This window comes from Arthrobacter sp. HLT1-20 (assembly GCF_054510895.1).
Window position 1 is genome coordinate 1 of the sequence record NZ_JBTNDR010000013.1, and the last position, 14,726, is coordinate 14,726.

Sequence of the window (14,726 nt, forward strand, 5' to 3'; positions counted from 1 at the left end):
GATCTAGACAATCCGATTCTCTCCCAAGGCCCTCACCTTGTTTCGGACCAACTCAACGAACTTCAGCTCACCATGCCGCGGAGCCCACTACACCCTCAATCCGGAAGAGCCATGTAAGCGCCACGCCAGCTCGTGCAGATGGCCGCCTTATGTCCGGTGAGATTATATACAGTTATCCAATTTCAGAGGCCGTGAAGAACGGATTCGTGAAGCGTGTCAATGGCCACCGATTGAGTCCTCAGACGTTGAAGTATGTTCGATTCGAAGGCGACACGGAAGTGGAGGTTTCGCTTGACGAGGTTCGACGACTGGGCGAGACAGATGCGAAATTCCGGCGCAGCATCGTTAGCTCAGACGAGACGTTGACGACGATCGTTGACGCGTCCTTGCAGAAACTGTCCGAGATGCGCGAGGAAACTGGTGAAAAGCGACTCAAGATTATTGCTTCAGCCCTCAACATGGCCCACTGCAAGCAGATCGTTGCCAAATACAGGGAACGTAACTACCGTGCTGACTTTGTCCACAGCAAACAAGACAGCAATGCGAACCAAAAAGTGCACGCCAAACTCGAGAATGATGAGTTGGATGTAATTGTCCAAGTTCGGAAACTGGGCGAGGGGTTCGACCACCCATACCTGTCGGTTGCGGCCGTCTTTAGTATTTTCAGCAACCTTGGTCCATTCATGCAGTTCGTCGGGCGCATCATGCGAGTAATCCCGGGCGTTGATCCATTCGACAAGGTTAACGACGGAGTAGTCGTGTTCCACGTTGGCGGTAACATTACTGGCGTCTGGGACGACTTCACTGATTTTGCCGATGCGGATCAGGAATATTTTGCCAACCTTGTGGATGTAGATTTCGTTGAACCGATCCTTACAGGTGAGGGTGCCAGGCCGAGACAGGTCGATGAGACTCCTTTGCCGACCATTACTTCTCAGACGGGAGTACGCCTCGAAAATATTGAACTGCTTGGGAACGACAGAGTGATGCAGGCGATCAAAGTTCTCACGGAACTTGGTGTAACGACAGAACAGTTCGAAGAGCTTCAACGATTGACTCCAACGAAGCAGGCGAGCCGGCAGGCAAAACGGTCGCAGTTAGATGACCTAGTTAAGACTGCTGTCGGCCAGGTCCTAGCGTTTCGGAAACTTGCATACCCTGGGCACGATCTCGACAAGGCAAAGCGTGGCAGGACAAACTTTGAAGTTCTCAAGGGGGCGATCGACAAGAAGATCAAAGGAGCGGCTCCTAGCGGTGTAACAAAACGAGCAGAGCTTTCGGGCCAAGACCTAGATTCATTGATCGCTGGTTTGAGCGGCCTAGTGAAGCAAGTGGAGGCCGAGTTTTTCGATGACTAGGCAAAAATCACTCCTGAAGACTATGTCGGTGCGCGAGTCGGGAAAACAGCATCCCTGTAGGAGTAACAGGAAGCATCCGCTAGCTAAGGGCGAAGTCATGCTCGTGATAAAGGAAGGGCAAGACGAGCGCCACTATTGTCGTGAATGTGGTGCTAAATTCATGGCCACCGCCCACGAAAAGCTCCACGAATTAGCTCTCCTGCTTAAACTCTCAGGAGAGGATGACGCGCCCGTCAGCCCAGTCAACGCCTAGATTGCTTCTTTGCTCCGCCTTTGGTTCGCATGGTCACACCAGCCTGAATGAGTTGTCGTCGAATGCTTTCACGGGGGAGTGATAATTTGGTGGAGACATCAGCCAACGACAGTCCGCTGGAGTACAGGGCAGTTGCACGTTCAACCTCGGCCTGCGTCAGCGGCTCTCGCCCCACTCGGCCACCGGCGCGTCGCACCGCGCGGCTGACGGTCAGCCGATGGATTCCGAATTGTGCCGCTACATCTTTGGCGGTGCAACCATCCAGGTACGAGGATACGACCTGTGCTTCCTCATCTGGGCTCAGTAGATGCTGCCGGGGTGACACTGCAGCCCCATCTTCCGCTAGATCTAGGGGTAGATCGCCAGTCGCCATTTCACAGAGGTCAGCCGACAGGCGTTGCATAGTTTTTAAGTCAGCACTCAAAAGGGCAACCAGATGAGGAAAACCCTCGGCCCAACGGCCGGGGGTTTTTCGTTTTCCTGCCGCAAAGAATGTCTGTAAACAGCAGCACCCCGGACACGCGGAGCCCGCCCGCGGCCGCCACGGACGTACCCTTGGAGTGTGTGATCCGCCACCTCCCGAGGAGTTGCCATGTCCCGCCCGCTGACTTTCCGCTACCTGTTCGGCCCCGGCCCCAGCAATTGCTACCCGGAGGCCATTGAGGCCCTAGGGCACCCCGTGCTGGGGCACTTGGATCCTCTGTTCCTTGAGGTGTTGGACAACACCTGCGCCGGGCTGCGCCACGTGTGGGGCACGAGCAACGCCCGCACCCTGCCGCTGAGCGGGACAGGTTCGGCCGGCATGGAGGCTGCGTTCGTGAACACCGTGGGTGCCGGGGATGTGGCCGTGGTGGCTGTCAACGGACTCTTTGGCGAGCGCATGTGTGAGGTGGCGCGCCGCACCGGTGCCGAGGTGGTGCGTGTGGACCACGAATGGGGCCAGCCCATCGACCCCGAACGCGTGGCCGCCGCACACCCAAACCCCAAGGTCATTGCCGCCGTCCATGCCGAGACATCAACGGGCGTGCGCTCCGATATTGCCGCGCTGGGCCGGCTCAAGGGCAGCGCCCTACTCGTCACCGACGCCGTCACCTCCATTGGCGGTCTGGAACTGCTCGCCGACGACTGGGGCATCGACGTAGGCTACGCCGGCACGCAAAAGTGCCTGGGCGTGGCCCCGGGCCTGTCGCCGTTCACCATTTCCGACGCCGCGTTTGAGCGCCGCATCAAGGACCCCCAGTCCTGGTACCTAGACCTGGGCCTGCTTGGCGGCTACGTCGGTGCGGCCGGGGGCAGCAAGCGGACCTACCACCACACGGCCCCGGTGCCCATGATCGCCAGCCTTGAGGCCGGCCTGAACAGGGTGCTGGGGGAGGGTCTCAACGCCGTCCAGGCCCGCCACGCCGCCGCAGGCCTGGCTCTCCAGGACGGGCTTCAGGAGATGGGTCTGGAACTGTTCGCCGCGGAGGGCTTCCGGCTGCCGTCGCTGACCACTGTCCGCGTGCCCGAGGGCGTCGATTCAGCCGCCGTGCGCGCCTACCTCCTAGAGAACTTCAGCATGGAAATTGGTGCCGGCGTGGGCCAGTTCGCCTCCTCCGTGTGGCGCATCGGCATGATGGGCCCCAACGCCAACAACGCCTCAGTGGTGTTCGTCCTGGCGGCGCTCAAGGAGGCCATCGCGAAGGCGTAGGTGCTAGGCCGGGTACAACGCCAGCCCGGTGGTCTGATCAAAAGAAGGGCACCCCGCAAGAGCGTCAGTCACACTTATTGTGACGCAATTACCCCGCACACGACTCTGACAATGCAGCAGGGGGAAAAGAGGCCGTGCTTGTGCGTCCCTTGAGGCTCTCGTACCTCCGCTGTCCGGGGGCAACCAGATGAGGACAACCCTCGGCCTAGAACGGCGAGTGTTTCAGCGATTACTTATTAGTGATGCCGCAAGCTAGAACCATGGAACTGCCGTTGCTGATCTTGACAGTAGGTTCATCTTGACTGTGGGGGAATCAACGGAAAATGCATGGGGCCGTGGCCCCATGCATTTTCCGCAGGTGAAGTATGCCCTTACTCAGGCCGATGGCTTGTTGGCAGGGGAGGCATCACAATGACGCGGCACCAGTCTGGTCATCGGATACTTCAGCCGGGGTGATGACCATCGGATCGAGCACACGGTGCAAGAAAGATTTTGTCCGTTCCTCCTGAGGGTCACCGATGACATCGCGGGCAGGCCCTTGTTCAACAACGTAACCTCCGTCCATGAAAATGACGCGATTTGCCACTTCCCGGGCAAAGGCCATTTCGTGGGTGACGATTATCATCGTCATACCCTCGGCTGCGAGCGACTTCATGACGGCCAGAACTTCACCGACGAGCTCAGGGTCCAGCGCCGACGTCGGCTCATCGAACAGCATTAGTTGCGGGTCCATTGAGAGCGACCGCGCTATGGCCACCCGCTGCTGTTGTCCGCCGGAGAGTTGCGCCGGGTACGCGTGTTCCCGGTGGGACAGACCAACCCGGTGAAGGTTTTTGCGGGCAACTTCCTGGGCCTCCTTCTTGGGGCGTTTGAGGACACCCCGTTGCGCAATGGTGAGGTTTTCCAACACAGTCAAGTGTGGAAAGAGGTTGAAGGATTGGAACACCATGCCAATACGCTGGCGGATGCCATCCAAGTAGGCGTCTGGGTGGGTAATTTCCTCCGACCCGACACAGATGGTGCCTGAGGTGGGTACCTCCAGCAGGTTCACACAGCGCAGCAGCGTGGACTTTCCCGATCCCGAAGGGCCAATGATGCAAACCACCTCACCCGGTTCGACATCGAGGGAAATATCCTTCAACACTTCGATGGGTCCGAAGCTTTTTTTCAAGTTGCGGATTGAGATCGCGTGAGAGGCAGGGGCGCTCTGTGTCGCCATCGTTGGTGTGGTCATCGTCATCAGCGGGCTTTCGCGTAGCGGCGTTCGAGCTTGCGCACGAGCATGGACAGGGGGAGAGTGATCGCGAGGTAGCACAGTGCGCAGACGATCAGTGGGGTGGCGTTCACGGAACGATTGAGGAAGTCCTGGGCGAACTTCGTGAGTTCATACTGTCCTGCGGTGACGCCCACAACATAGACCAGTGAGGAGTCCTTGACGAGCAGAATCAGTTCGTTTGTCAGTGGCGGAATCACGATGCGGAATGCTTGTGGAATGACAACCGTTGCCAGGGTGCGGGTGTGGCTCATGCCCAAGCTGCGGGCGGCCTCAATTTGCCCCTTGGGTACGGCTTGAATGCCGGCGCGGAAGGTTTCTGCCATGTAGGCGGCAGCTGTGACACCCAGACCCACCATAATCATGCCGTATTTGTCCCCTGGAAATTGGAATCCGGGAAACGCGTTGGGTATTCCGTAGGCCACCATGAAGAGCACCACCAATGATGGAACGCCACGGAAAAACTCGATGTAACATGTGGCAAACCAGCGGTAGGGACCCACAGAGCTCAATCTCATCATGGCCAACAAGAGCCCTACCACGAAGGCAAAGATGAAGGCCAGCAGAGTGTAGATCGCGGTGTTCACGAGTCCAACGGTGATGACCCGGGGAAGCATCCGCAGGAAGATGTCGGTTCTCAGGAAGGAGGCGCTGAAGGAGGGCCAATCGGTGTTGGCCACGATGATAGCGAGAATGACGATTCCGACTGTGTACTGAAGTCCTCGCCCTAGGCTGGCCTTCTGACGCCGGGAGAATCGTGGTTTGGACGGGGGAGCCGCGATGGCCGGCGGGGCCTGCTTAATTTGTGTGTTCATGATTGCCTCACTGGTGCCCTGCAGTTGCGTGGATGGTCACAGCGCGGTCGGTTGGGATCGCTCCCAACCGACCAACATGGTTCTAGTCGATCAACTCTTCGGGACCTCTCCAATCCACTTGGTGTAGATCTTGTCGTAGCTGCCGTCGCTCTTGGCTTTGGCCAGGACCTCATCTGTGACCTTCTTGAGCGCTGCGTTGTCCAACTTCATGGCGAAGCCGTACTGCTCACCAGTGTCGAACTGGGCTGAGATCGAGGCTTTGCCGGGGTTGTTCTTTGTCACTTCGGACCAGACCGGGAGGTCATTGATGGCCGCATCGACCTGTCCTGTCAGGAGCGCCTGAGTCTGTGAGGCCAAGTCCTGGAACTCGACAATGCTGCACGCACAATCAGCCTTGTTCTTGTTGGCGTAATCTAGGCCGGTGGTGGCCGTCTGGGCGCCAAGTTTCTTGCCGCTGAGCGCGGCAAGTGAGGTTGGTGCGCCGGACTGAACGAGGAGAGCCTGAGTTGCATCGAAGTATGGCTCGGAGAACAGGACGACCTTCTGCCGCGCCTCGGTGATCGTCATGCCGGCAGCTGCGATATCGCATTTTCCCGTGTTCATGTCTTCGCCGGACTTGATGCCTTCGAAGGGTGTGTCGACCACGGACACCACTGCGCCCAGACGCGTGGCAATCAAATCCATCATGTCGATGTCGAATCCAATGGCCTTGCCGGAATCGTCGTTGGATTCGAAAGGTGCGTACGGCAGGTGGGTGCACACAGTCAGTTTTCCGGGCGAGACAAGGGATACCCCGTCGGCGGTACCGGCGGAGGTGTTGACCGCGGCCTGGGACCCGGACCCGCAGGCAGCGAGGGCGAACAAGGACAGTGCCGCAATGGTGGCCGTTTGGAACTTTCTGAATGACTGCAAGGAAGGGCTCCTTCTAATGGGTGTGCCGGAGTGTAAGTAACACAGGGATACGGCTGGAAATGTGGTGGAAACGGTGGGTTGCCCGTGGGCAAGTTTCAGGCGAGCGCTTTGCCGAGGTCTTCGATGAGGTCTGCGGACGCTTCAATGCCGACGGACAAACGTATGAGGTTTGGCGGGACTTCCGAGGGGGTGCCGCGGAGGCCGTGATGCGTCATGCGCCCTGGCAGCTCGATCAGCGATTCAACGCCGCCGAGTGATTCCGCAAGAGTAAAGAGACGGGTGCTGTTGCAGACTTCCAGTGCCTTCTCTTCACCGCCTGCGACCTGGAAGGAGATCATGCCTCCGCCGCGGCGCATCTGGTGGAGCTCATTGCCGTCCAGGCCCGGGTAGTAGACCTTCTCCACGCCCGGGTGCTGTTGCAGGAACTGCACGATCTCTTCGGCATTGTCGCAGTGGCGCTGCATGCGCACATCAAGTGTTTTGATGCCTCGCACAGTCAGCCAGGCATCAAACGGGCCGGGGACGGCGCCCACGGCGAACTGATGGAACCGCATTTCCTCGGCGAGCTCGTCATTGTTGGTGATCAGCGCCCCGCCTATGACGTCGGAGTGTCCACCAATGTACTTCGTGGTTGAGTGCATCACAATATCCACGCCGAGCTCCAGGGGCTGCTGAAGCACCGGTGAAGCGAACGTGTTGTCCACGACGACGAGAGCGCCGGCTGCGTGACTGATTTCAACGAGTCTGGCAAGGTCCGTCACCTTCAGCATCGGGTTCGTTGGTGATTCGCACCAAACGAGACGGGTTGGAACCTGCAAGGCTTCGCGGAGTGCTTCGGTGTCGCTGAGATCCACAGCTTCGGTCTGGATGCCCCACCGGGACAGGACTTTGCTGAACAGGCGAATGGTTCCGCCGTAAGCGTCGGTGGGGACGATGATGCGGTCGCCCGGGGCGCAGACAGAGCGGATGACGCAGTCCTCCGCGGCCAGCCCGCTGGCAAAAGCGAGAGCTCGCTTACCCTTTTCCAGCGAGGCCAGGCACTCCTCCAACATGGTCCGGGTGGGGTTTCCGGCCCTGCTGTATTCGTAGCCGTTTCGCAGGTTTCCAACACCGTCCTGTTTGAAGGTTGACACCTGGTAGATGGGCGGAATGACGGCCCCGGTGGTGGGGTCTGGTTCTTGGCCGGCGTGGATGGCCCGGGTAGCGAATTCAAGCGAAAGATCCATGGTGTGTCCTTTATGGTGAGAAGGGTGAAAGTCTGTGGGCGGCCGATACCGGCCGCAGGGTATTGCGGCGTCCAATAGACCTCTACTTGCCGGTGGCGACCCGCACGATTAGTTCTACTTCCACGGATGCGTCGCGGGGGAGTGCGCTGACTCCGACGGCGCTGCGTGCGTGCTGGCCGATTTCCGCACCGAAAATTTCCAGCAGGACATTGCTGGCGCCGTCGATCACGGCAGGCTGGTCATGGAAAGAGGAGGAGGAAGCCACAAACCCGACAACCTTGACCACCTCGGTGACGTTGTCCAGGCCTCCTGCCAACTCGCTGATGGCAGCGACGGCGTTGATGGCACTTTGCCGGGCCGCACGCTGGGCCAAGTCCAGGTTGTCGGCGTTGACAGCTCCGGTGGACACGAGCACACCGTCCTCGAAGGGCAGTTGGCCGGCCGTGTAAATAAACTCACCGACCCTTCTAGCCGGAACGTAGGCGGCAAGCGGCGCGGGTACTCGGTGCAGACTGATGTCCAGGTTGATGATTCGTTCTGAGGCAGGCATGGTTGTTGTCATGGAAGGTCTCCTAGGTGGGGTGCCGGGTGTGCCGGGAAAGGTGCTAACAACGGGTTGCTTGAAAGGTCAGGGCTGGTTTTTCTAGGGCGTTTCGCCACTGAGGAAGTCACGCAACTGGCCCTTGTAGGGCTCAAGAACCAGGTTTTGGCGTGCAAGCCATTCGTCGTTGTAGTACTTGTCCGCATAGCGCTCGCCGCCGTCGCAGAGCAGGGCAACGATGCTTCCGGACTCTCCCCGCCGGATCATCTGGGCCGCGATCCTGCAGGCAGCCCACAAACCCGTCCCCGTGGATGCTCCGACTTTGCGGCCAATCAGCTCATCAAAGACGCGAATCGTGGCGATGGAGGCGGCGTCCGGTACGGACATCATCCGGTCTACGGCAGATCCGACGAAGCTTGGCTCCACACGCTGCCGCCCGATGCCCTCGATCCGTGAGCCGACGTCGGTTACCACCGAATCGTCTCCTCCGCTCCAGCCGGGCATGAATGCCGAATTCTCGGGGTCGGCGACGCAAATACCCGTTGACCGGCCAGTGAAGTGCACGTAACGGGCGATGGTGGCCGAGGTTCCGCCTGTTCCAGCTGTGGCAACGATCCAGGTGGGTTCGGGAAACCGTTCCGATTCCATCTGCCGAAAGATCGACTCCGCGATGTTGTTGTTGCTGCGCCAGTCGGTTGCGCGTTCGGCGTAGGTGAACTGGTCCATGTAGTGCCCGCCGGTTTCCGCAGCGAGCCTGGCTGCTTCCGCATACACCTCGTGGGGCTTGTCAACGAAGTGACAGACTCCGCCATGGGCTTGAATGAGTCTTACCTTTTCGGTGGACGTCGACTTGGCCATGACGGCGACAAACGGATTACCAATGAGCGCAGCAAAGTAAGCCTCCGACACGGCCGTTGACCCGCTGGATGCCTCGACTATGGGTTTGCCGGGACGAATCCAACCGTTGGCCAGGGAGTACAGGAACAAAGAGCGCGCAAGCCGGTGCTTGAGGGACCCCGTCAAATGGGTCGACTCATCCTTGAGATAGATGTCGATTCCCCGTTTCGCGAGGATGGGAAGTTGCAGCAAGTGGGTGTCAGCTGATCGGGTGCCCTCTGCTTTGACCACCCTGATCGCTTCGGCGAGCCACCGGCGGTAGCCGGCATCGTAGCGGTCAACGTCCAAGGTGTCGTGGTCACCCAGGATCTCTGCGGGATGAGTGTCAACGGTAGTCATTCTGATTCGGCCTCGATTTCGTTGAGGTAGTTATAAATGGTGAACCGCGACACATCGAGTTTTTCGGCAACGAACTCAACGGCATCCCTAATCTGGAATACGCCGCGGTCAGCCAGCTCTGAAACCACTGTGAGCTTGTGTGGCTTCTTCATGAGCGCCACTTCGATTCCCACCTTTTTGATGGCGTTTCGCACCGCATCATCGAGGAGTTCGTGGACGCTGCTCGGGAAGGTCTCCATGCGTTCAGCGCTGCCGGAATGGTCCGGGGTGGTTGGATACGAGTCAAGGATCCGCGTGATCGAATCACGTGCTGCCGCCAACTCGCTGATGTCGACGTTGAAGCATAGGGCGGCAACAGGGCTGCCATCTGAGGGATCGCGAACGATGATGGTGCTGGAGAGTGCGTCGCGATGTCCGGGCAACTCCGTCCGGTAGCTAATGACATGGGAAGGAGCGCCGGCCTTGACCAACCTGATCAGCAGGTTCGTGGCAGGGTCCCCTGGTGAGCGGCCAGTGAGGTTGCCGCTGATGGCCTTGACCGATGCATCGAGATTGGAAAGATCGTGGACTATGACTTCGGCGGGTCCCAGAGCTTGGGCCAGTGGCTCCACCAGCTGGGAAAGGATGTTGAAGATGAGCTCCCGGGTGTCGCTGTTCACCTCGGTCAGCGCTGGCATGGAAGCTGTCAGGTCATGCGACATATCTGCACCTCCTTCTAAACAATGTGTTGAAGATCACTACTTGCTGTCGAACATTACAACTCCTCTTTGAACTGGTCAACAGATATTGGCAAAGTTTGTTAAGAAATATTTCGACAGTGTTGCGACGCCGGTGAACTTCTGATCCCTTCACTGGCAGGCCGGTGCTGGGTACGTGTGGCCCGGAAGCAGCTGCATGCGCCGTGCTGCGGCGCCGGATTACGGTGCCCCGATGGCTGTGGATTTGTCGTTGTCCGCCCTCGACGCTGTTCTGAGCGCGGATTTTCCGCTCGTCCGACGCGCGAGGAGTGTGGCAATAGACCGGAACATGGCAGGGCTGTACGCGCATGGACGGATCAGGTGCAGCGGCCCGCTCAATCCACCATGCAAGATGGGGGCACACCACTAGATGAGCTGCACGGGTCGGTTCGGCTGGTACGAATCTTCACCCTGACAGGGTGCGCAGTTTCCGAACCTGCCTCGGCAACCCTAGGCCGGGTACAACGCCACTTCTGCGGCCTTGACCACAAAGAACACCTCGGCGCCCGGCCCCAGGCCCAGCTCGGCCGTGGCCGCTGGGGAGATGTCCGCCGCCAGGGCCCCGGCGCGGACCCGGATGTGGTCCCCGTGCGGCTCCAGCTCGGTCACCCGCACCTTGAAAACATTGCGCGGGCTGCCGTGCGGGGGTGTCAGGAATACAGACACGGACGACGGCGCGAACGCGGCCATGCCCTCTTGCCCGCCATTCGTCGGAGGTACTTGAGCCGACGGGGCGGCTTGGTCGGAAGCGGCGCCGTCGCGTCCGGCGACGAGTACGCCGTCGGCCATCACAAGGGAGGGTCCGCGCAGGGTTCCCCGCAGCACGTTCAGGCCGGCCAGGGATGCGGCAAAGGCGCTGCGGGGGTGGGTCAGGACCGTGGCGGTGGGGCCCGACTCAACCATCCGCCCGCCGTCCATAACCACAATCCGGTCGGCCAGCAGGAGGGCGTCCAGCACGCTGTGGGTGACGATGATGGCGCGGCGCCCGGCCAGCACACGCTTGAGCAGGCTGCGCAGGAATGGTGCATGGTTGACGTCCAGGGCAGCCATGGGCTCATCGAGCAGCAACAGCTCGGGGTCGGTGGCCAGTGCCCGGGCCAGGGCGACCCGCTGCGCCTGTCCTCCGGAGAGCTCGGCCGGCAGTCGGGAGGACAGCTCCGCGGCGTCCACGTCACAAAGCCAACGCCGGGCGGACTCGCGGCTTGCCGCCTTGCTGCGGCCCTGGCTGCGGGGGCCGAAGGCAACGTTTTCCAGCACACTTAGATGCGGAAACAGCAGCGGATCCTGGGCCAGGACGCCCAGCCCGCGTGCATGCGGCGGCAGCCAGGTGGTGCCGGGGGAGAGCTGGAACAGGGGCCGTCCGTCCAGCGTGGCGTGGCCGGAATCGGGCTTGAGCAGGCCGGCGAGCACCTGGACCACTGACGATTTGCCGGCGCCATTGGGGCCCATGACGGCAAGGGTTTCCGTGGGCCCCACTGTGAGGGCAACATCCACGGTGCGTGCGGCGATGACGGCCTTGAGCTCCAGCGTCATGACGCGGGCCCGGCCAGCACCGTGCGCAGCGGCGATCGTGGGGCACGGTAGCTCACGGCAACCACCACGGCGGCCACGGCAATGAGCAGGAAGGACAGCGCCACGGCAGCCTCGGGATCAGTCTCCCGTTGCAGGTAAATCTCCAGCGGAAGTGTGCGGGTGACGCCCTGCAAACTCCCCGCAAAGGTCAAGGTGGCGCCAAATTCACCCAGGCTTCGGGCAAACGCCAGCACGGCGCCGGAGACCAGACCGGGCAACACCAGAGGCAGCGTGATGCGGCGCAGCACGGTGCTGGGCCGTGCACCGAGCGTGGCAGCCACGGCCTCATACCTTTGACCCGCTGTGCGCAGTGTGCCTTCCAGGCTCAGCACTAGAAAGGGCAGAGCCACGAACGTCTGGGCCATGACAACGGCGGCGGTGGAGAACGCAATCTCGATGCCCAGAACCTGCAGTGATTGCCCCAGCAGCCCCTGCCGGCCAAAGGTGTACAGCAGTGCCAGTCCCCCCACCACGGGCGGCACCACTAGGGGAAGCAGGATCAAGGCCCGCAAAACACGCTGGCCAACAAACTGCGACCGCGCCAGCACCAGGGCCAGCGGGACTCCAAAAAGGATGCACAGGAGGGTGCTCGCGGCGGCGGTTTTCAGGCTCAGAAGCAGTGCCGCCACGGACGACTCCGAGCTGACCAGCGCCAGGAACTGGCCCCAATTGACCTGGGACACCATGCCTATGAGCGGCAGCAGGATCAATAGGGCGCCGGCTGCTGCCACCGCGTAGATCCAGCGTGGAACTGCCGTGTAGCCCCACAGGGGTTGCCGTTGCGGGGAAGTCCTAGGGGGTGCCAAAGCCGGCATCCTGAAGCGCCTTTTGCCCCTGGGTGCCGGTCACCAGGTTCATGAAACCCTGGGCCAGGAGCGGGACCTTGGAAGATCCGACGGCGGCAATGGGGTAGTGGTTGACGGTTGGCTTGGGCAGATCTAAGGGAATGCTGAGAACCTTTGCCCCGGCCGCCTTGGCATCGGTGACATAGACCAGCCCGGCGTCGGCTTCCCCGGAGGTGACCTTGCCCAGGACCCCCGTGACGGAAAGCTCCTCACTGACGGGCTTGAGTGCCAGGCCTGCGCTGGCGGCATCCGACTGGCTGGCTGCGCCGCAGGGAACCTTGGGTGCGCAAACCACCAGTTTCACCCCGGACTTGGCAACGTCGGCAAAGCTGGTGATGTTGGCCGGATTGTCCGGGGGCACCACAAGAGTCAGAACATTGCTGGCAAAGTCCACGGGGGAGCCCTTGGCCAGCCCGGTATCGCTGAGTTTGGTCATGCTTGCCGTATCCGCCGAGGCGAAGACATCGGCCGGTGCGCCCTGGATGATTTGGGTGACAAGGGTGGAGGAGCCGTCAAAGCTCAAGGAAACCACGACGAGTGGATGTTGCGCCTCGAACTGGGCAGCCAATTGAGTAAAGGTCGTCTTCAGTGATGCCGCAGCATAGACATTCAAGCTGCCGGAGAGTTCAGCTGCCGAGGAGTTGGGGGCGTTGCTGGCACCCGGGGTTCCATCTGCCCCGGTGGTGCCCGCGGGGGCGCAGCCAGCCACACTCAGGGCCAGCAGGGCAATAACAGTCGCACGCCGCAGACGGTACGCACCAAGGGACGTCAGGCCAGCGGATGAAGCTGGGAAAAGTTTCATGATTCGCTCCCCGCGTGAGGCACTTCGATGATGACATTGGTGGATTTCACTACCGCCGTAGCCACCGAACCAAGTTCAAGTTTCAAGTCCCTGACAGCCTCGCTGCTCATGAGCGAGACAACGCGGAAGGGGCCGCATTGGAGTTCCACCTGGGCCATGACCTTGTCCATCACAATGTTGGTCACCAGCCCCACAAAGCGGTTACGGGCCGAGCTGCCGATCCGCGTGGGGTCCGCCGGCAGCTGGGCCTGCTTCTTCGCCAGGGCGGCCAGCTCCACACCGGCCACCACCATGCGTCCCTGCTGGTCCTTGCTGCCGTGGAGGGTGCCGTTCTCCAGCCAGCGCCTAACGGTGTCATCACTGACGCCAAGGAACCGGGCCGCCTCGGAAACGCGAATAAGTGCCATAACCGCAGTCTACCTCCTCAAATGCGGATTGGAAGCGGGTATTGATCCGTAAACGATGAAATCTATGCGTGCCGTGCTGGTCCGTGGTCAGGGCATCGTCCAGGGTCCGCAGCCACCTGCAATGCGGACCAAAGGTCAGAACAGCATGCTCAGCTGATTCCTTCACTGGAGGTGGACAGCGGATGGCTCAAGGGCGCGGAACTCTCGCCCCACGAGGAGAGCAGTTTGAGTGCGTCGAGGGCGGGGGAACCGTTCTTGGCCGTGTAGATGCGCAGGCTCTGTTCGGGATCGTCGGGCAGCAGCAGGTGCTCAAAATCAACGTCCACGTCGCCCACCACGCCGTGATGCAGCGCCAGGGTGCCGGAGGATTTGCGGGTCACCGTGTGCCGCGCCCACCACTGGCGGAATTCCTCGCTGTTGACGGCAAGCTCGCCCACCAGCGCCGTGGCTGCCGGATCCCCCGGGTGCCGGCCAATGTCGGCCCGCAACGTGGCCACAGCATCCGAGGCTGCCGAGTGCCAGTCCCGGAACATCTGCCGCGCCCCCGGATCCAGCATGATCCAGCGCGTGTAGTTGCGTTGCTCCCGTGCCATGGCGGGGAAATCGGCAAAGAGCAGGCGGGCCATGCGGTTGCTCGCCAGCACGTCGGTCCGCCGCCCCAGTACGACGGCGGGCACCTCACCCACCGCGTCCAGCAGCTGGCGCATTGAGGCCCGCACTCTTTGGGCCGCCGGCGGGTTGGTGGCCTGCCCGCCGCAGTTTTCCAGGAGGTCGAACATGTGGGTGGATTCGGCGTCGTTCAATTGCAGGGCGCGCGCCACCGACAGCAGCACCGAGCGTGAGGGGTGGATGTTGCGGCCCTGCTCCAACCGCGTGTAGTAGTCGGTTGACACGTCCGCCAGCCGGGCCACCTCCTCGCGGCGCAACCCCGGCACGCGGCGGCTTGTCAGTTTGGCCCCCGGCTCTGGTTGCAGCCGGGACCGCATGGCTGAGAGGAACCTGCCGAATTCAATGCTTTGACCCATGCCTCCATTCTGCCTCGGCCAACGCCCGGCATGC

General features: G+C 61.1%; 14 protein-coding genes. 2 read left to right on the forward strand and 12 right to left on the reverse strand.

Going from position 1 to position 14,726, the window contains the following annotated elements:
- The first annotated feature begins 206 nt into the window (after window positions 1-206).
- Both ACX80Q_RS08840 and ACX80Q_RS08845 read left to right on the forward strand, forming a co-directional pair.
- The gene (locus ACX80Q_RS08840; protein WP_459330162.1) at window positions 207-1,358 is read left to right on the forward strand and encodes a DEAD/DEAH box helicase; all 1,152 of its coding nucleotides are present in this window, start codon (window positions 207-209) and stop codon (window positions 1,356-1,358) included.
- 845 nt (window positions 1,359-2,203) lie between these two features.
- A complete protein-coding gene (locus ACX80Q_RS08845) occupies window positions 2,204-3,301 on the forward strand; it encodes a pyridoxal-phosphate-dependent aminotransferase family protein (protein WP_459330163.1) in 1,098 nt (365 codons plus the stop codon).
- A 406-nt stretch (window positions 3,302-3,707) separates the two neighbouring features.
- On the opposite strand, the gene ACX80Q_RS08850 is transcribed toward ACX80Q_RS08845, so the two are convergent.
- From ACX80Q_RS08850 to ACX80Q_RS08905, 12 genes are all read right to left on the reverse strand, one after another.
- The gene (locus ACX80Q_RS08850; protein WP_459330245.1) at window positions 3,708-4,535 is read right to left on the reverse strand and encodes an amino acid ABC transporter ATP-binding protein; all 828 of its coding nucleotides are present in this window, start codon (window positions 4,533-4,535) and stop codon (window positions 3,708-3,710) included.
- A 5-nt stretch (window positions 4,536-4,540) separates the two neighbouring features.
- Window positions 4,541-5,389: an amino acid ABC transporter permease gene (locus ACX80Q_RS08855; RefSeq protein WP_459330164.1), complete on the reverse strand. Its 849-nt coding sequence runs from the start codon at window positions 5,387-5,389 to the stop codon at window positions 4,541-4,543.
- Window positions 5,390-5,479: 90 nt separating this feature from the next.
- A complete protein-coding gene (locus tag ACX80Q_RS08860; protein ID WP_459330165.1) occupies window positions 5,480-6,301 on the reverse strand; it encodes an ABC transporter substrate-binding protein in 822 nt (273 codons plus the stop codon).
- 95 nt (window positions 6,302-6,396) lie between these two features.
- Complete coding sequence (locus tag ACX80Q_RS08865; protein WP_459330166.1) at window positions 6,397-7,527, reverse strand: cystathionine gamma-synthase; 1,131 nt, start codon at window positions 7,525-7,527, stop codon at window positions 6,397-6,399.
- Between the two features lie 82 nt (window positions 7,528-7,609).
- On the reverse strand, window positions 7,610-8,089 hold the full coding sequence (locus ACX80Q_RS08870; RefSeq protein ID WP_459330167.1) for a RidA family protein: 480 nt from the start codon (window positions 8,087-8,089) through the stop codon (window positions 7,610-7,612).
- 81 nt (window positions 8,090-8,170) lie between these two features.
- Window positions 8,171-9,304, reverse strand: coding sequence for a PLP-dependent cysteine synthase family protein (locus ACX80Q_RS08875; protein ID WP_459330168.1), 1,134 nt, complete (start codon window positions 9,302-9,304; stop codon window positions 8,171-8,173).
- On the reverse strand, window positions 9,301-10,005 hold the full coding sequence (locus tag ACX80Q_RS08880) for a helix-turn-helix transcriptional regulator (protein WP_459330169.1): 705 nt from the start codon (window positions 10,003-10,005) through the stop codon (window positions 9,301-9,303). The genes ACX80Q_RS08875 and ACX80Q_RS08880 overlap by 4 nt, the downstream gene beginning before the upstream one ends.
- Before the next feature lie 486 nt (window positions 10,006-10,491).
- Window positions 10,492-11,574, reverse strand: coding sequence for a sulfate/molybdate ABC transporter ATP-binding protein (locus ACX80Q_RS08885; RefSeq protein ID WP_459330170.1), 1,083 nt, complete (start codon window positions 11,572-11,574; stop codon window positions 10,492-10,494).
- A complete protein-coding gene (locus ACX80Q_RS08890) occupies window positions 11,571-12,428 on the reverse strand; it encodes an ABC transporter permease (RefSeq protein WP_459330171.1) in 858 nt (285 codons plus the stop codon). The genes ACX80Q_RS08885 and ACX80Q_RS08890 overlap by 4 nt, the downstream gene beginning before the upstream one ends.
- On the reverse strand, window positions 12,406-13,260 hold the full coding sequence (modA, locus tag ACX80Q_RS08895) for a molybdate ABC transporter substrate-binding protein (RefSeq protein ID WP_459330172.1): 855 nt from the start codon (window positions 13,258-13,260) through the stop codon (window positions 12,406-12,408). Before modA ends, ACX80Q_RS08890 begins: the two co-directional genes overlap by 23 nt.
- Entirely contained in the window at window positions 13,257-13,667 is a 411-nt protein-coding gene (locus tag ACX80Q_RS08900) for a TOBE domain-containing protein (protein WP_459330173.1), read from the reverse strand. Before ACX80Q_RS08900 ends, modA begins: the two co-directional genes overlap by 4 nt.
- A gap of 149 nt (window positions 13,668-13,816) precedes the next feature.
- Window positions 13,817-14,692, reverse strand: coding sequence for a helix-turn-helix transcriptional regulator (locus ACX80Q_RS08905; RefSeq protein ID WP_459330174.1), 876 nt, complete (start codon window positions 14,690-14,692; stop codon window positions 13,817-13,819).
- Window positions 14,693-14,726 lie beyond the last annotated feature (34 nt).

Coding starts and splice junctions, on each gene's coding strand:
- ACX80Q_RS08845 (WP_459330163.1), top strand. CDS start 2,204: ATGTCCCGCCCGCTGACTTTCCGCTACCTGTTCGGCCCCGGCCCCAGC.
- ACX80Q_RS08850 (WP_459330245.1), bottom strand. CDS start 4,535: ATGACCACACCAACGATGGCGACACAGAGCGCCCCTGCCTCTCACGCG.
- ACX80Q_RS08855 (WP_459330164.1), bottom strand. CDS start 5,389: ATGAACACACAAATTAAGCAGGCCCCGCCGGCCATCGCGGCTCCCCCG.
- ACX80Q_RS08865 (WP_459330166.1), bottom strand. CDS start 7,527: ATGGATCTTTCGCTTGAATTCGCTACCCGGGCCATCCACGCCGGCCAA.
- ACX80Q_RS08870 (WP_459330167.1), bottom strand. CDS start 8,089: ATGACAACAACCATGCCTGCCTCAGAACGAATCATCAACCTGGACATC.
- ACX80Q_RS08875 (WP_459330168.1), bottom strand. CDS start 9,304: ATGACTACCGTTGACACTCATCCCGCAGAGATCCTGGGTGACCACGAC.
- ACX80Q_RS08880 (WP_459330169.1), bottom strand. CDS start 10,005: ATGTCGCATGACCTGACAGCTTCCATGCCAGCGCTGACCGAGGTGAAC.
- ACX80Q_RS08885 (WP_459330170.1), bottom strand. CDS start 11,574: ATGACGCTGGAGCTCAAGGCCGTCATCGCCGCACGCACCGTGGATGTT.
- ACX80Q_RS08890 (WP_459330171.1), bottom strand. CDS start 12,428: ATGCCGGCTTTGGCACCCCCTAGGACTTCCCCGCAACGGCAACCCCTG.
- modA (WP_459330172.1), bottom strand. CDS start 13,260: ATGAAACTTTTCCCAGCTTCATCCGCTGGCCTGACGTCCCTTGGTGCG.
- ACX80Q_RS08900 (WP_459330173.1), bottom strand. CDS start 13,667: ATGGCACTTATTCGCGTTTCCGAGGCGGCCCGGTTCCTTGGCGTCAGT.
- ACX80Q_RS08905 (WP_459330174.1), bottom strand. CDS start 14,692: ATGGGTCAAAGCATTGAATTCGGCAGGTTCCTCTCAGCCATGCGGTCC.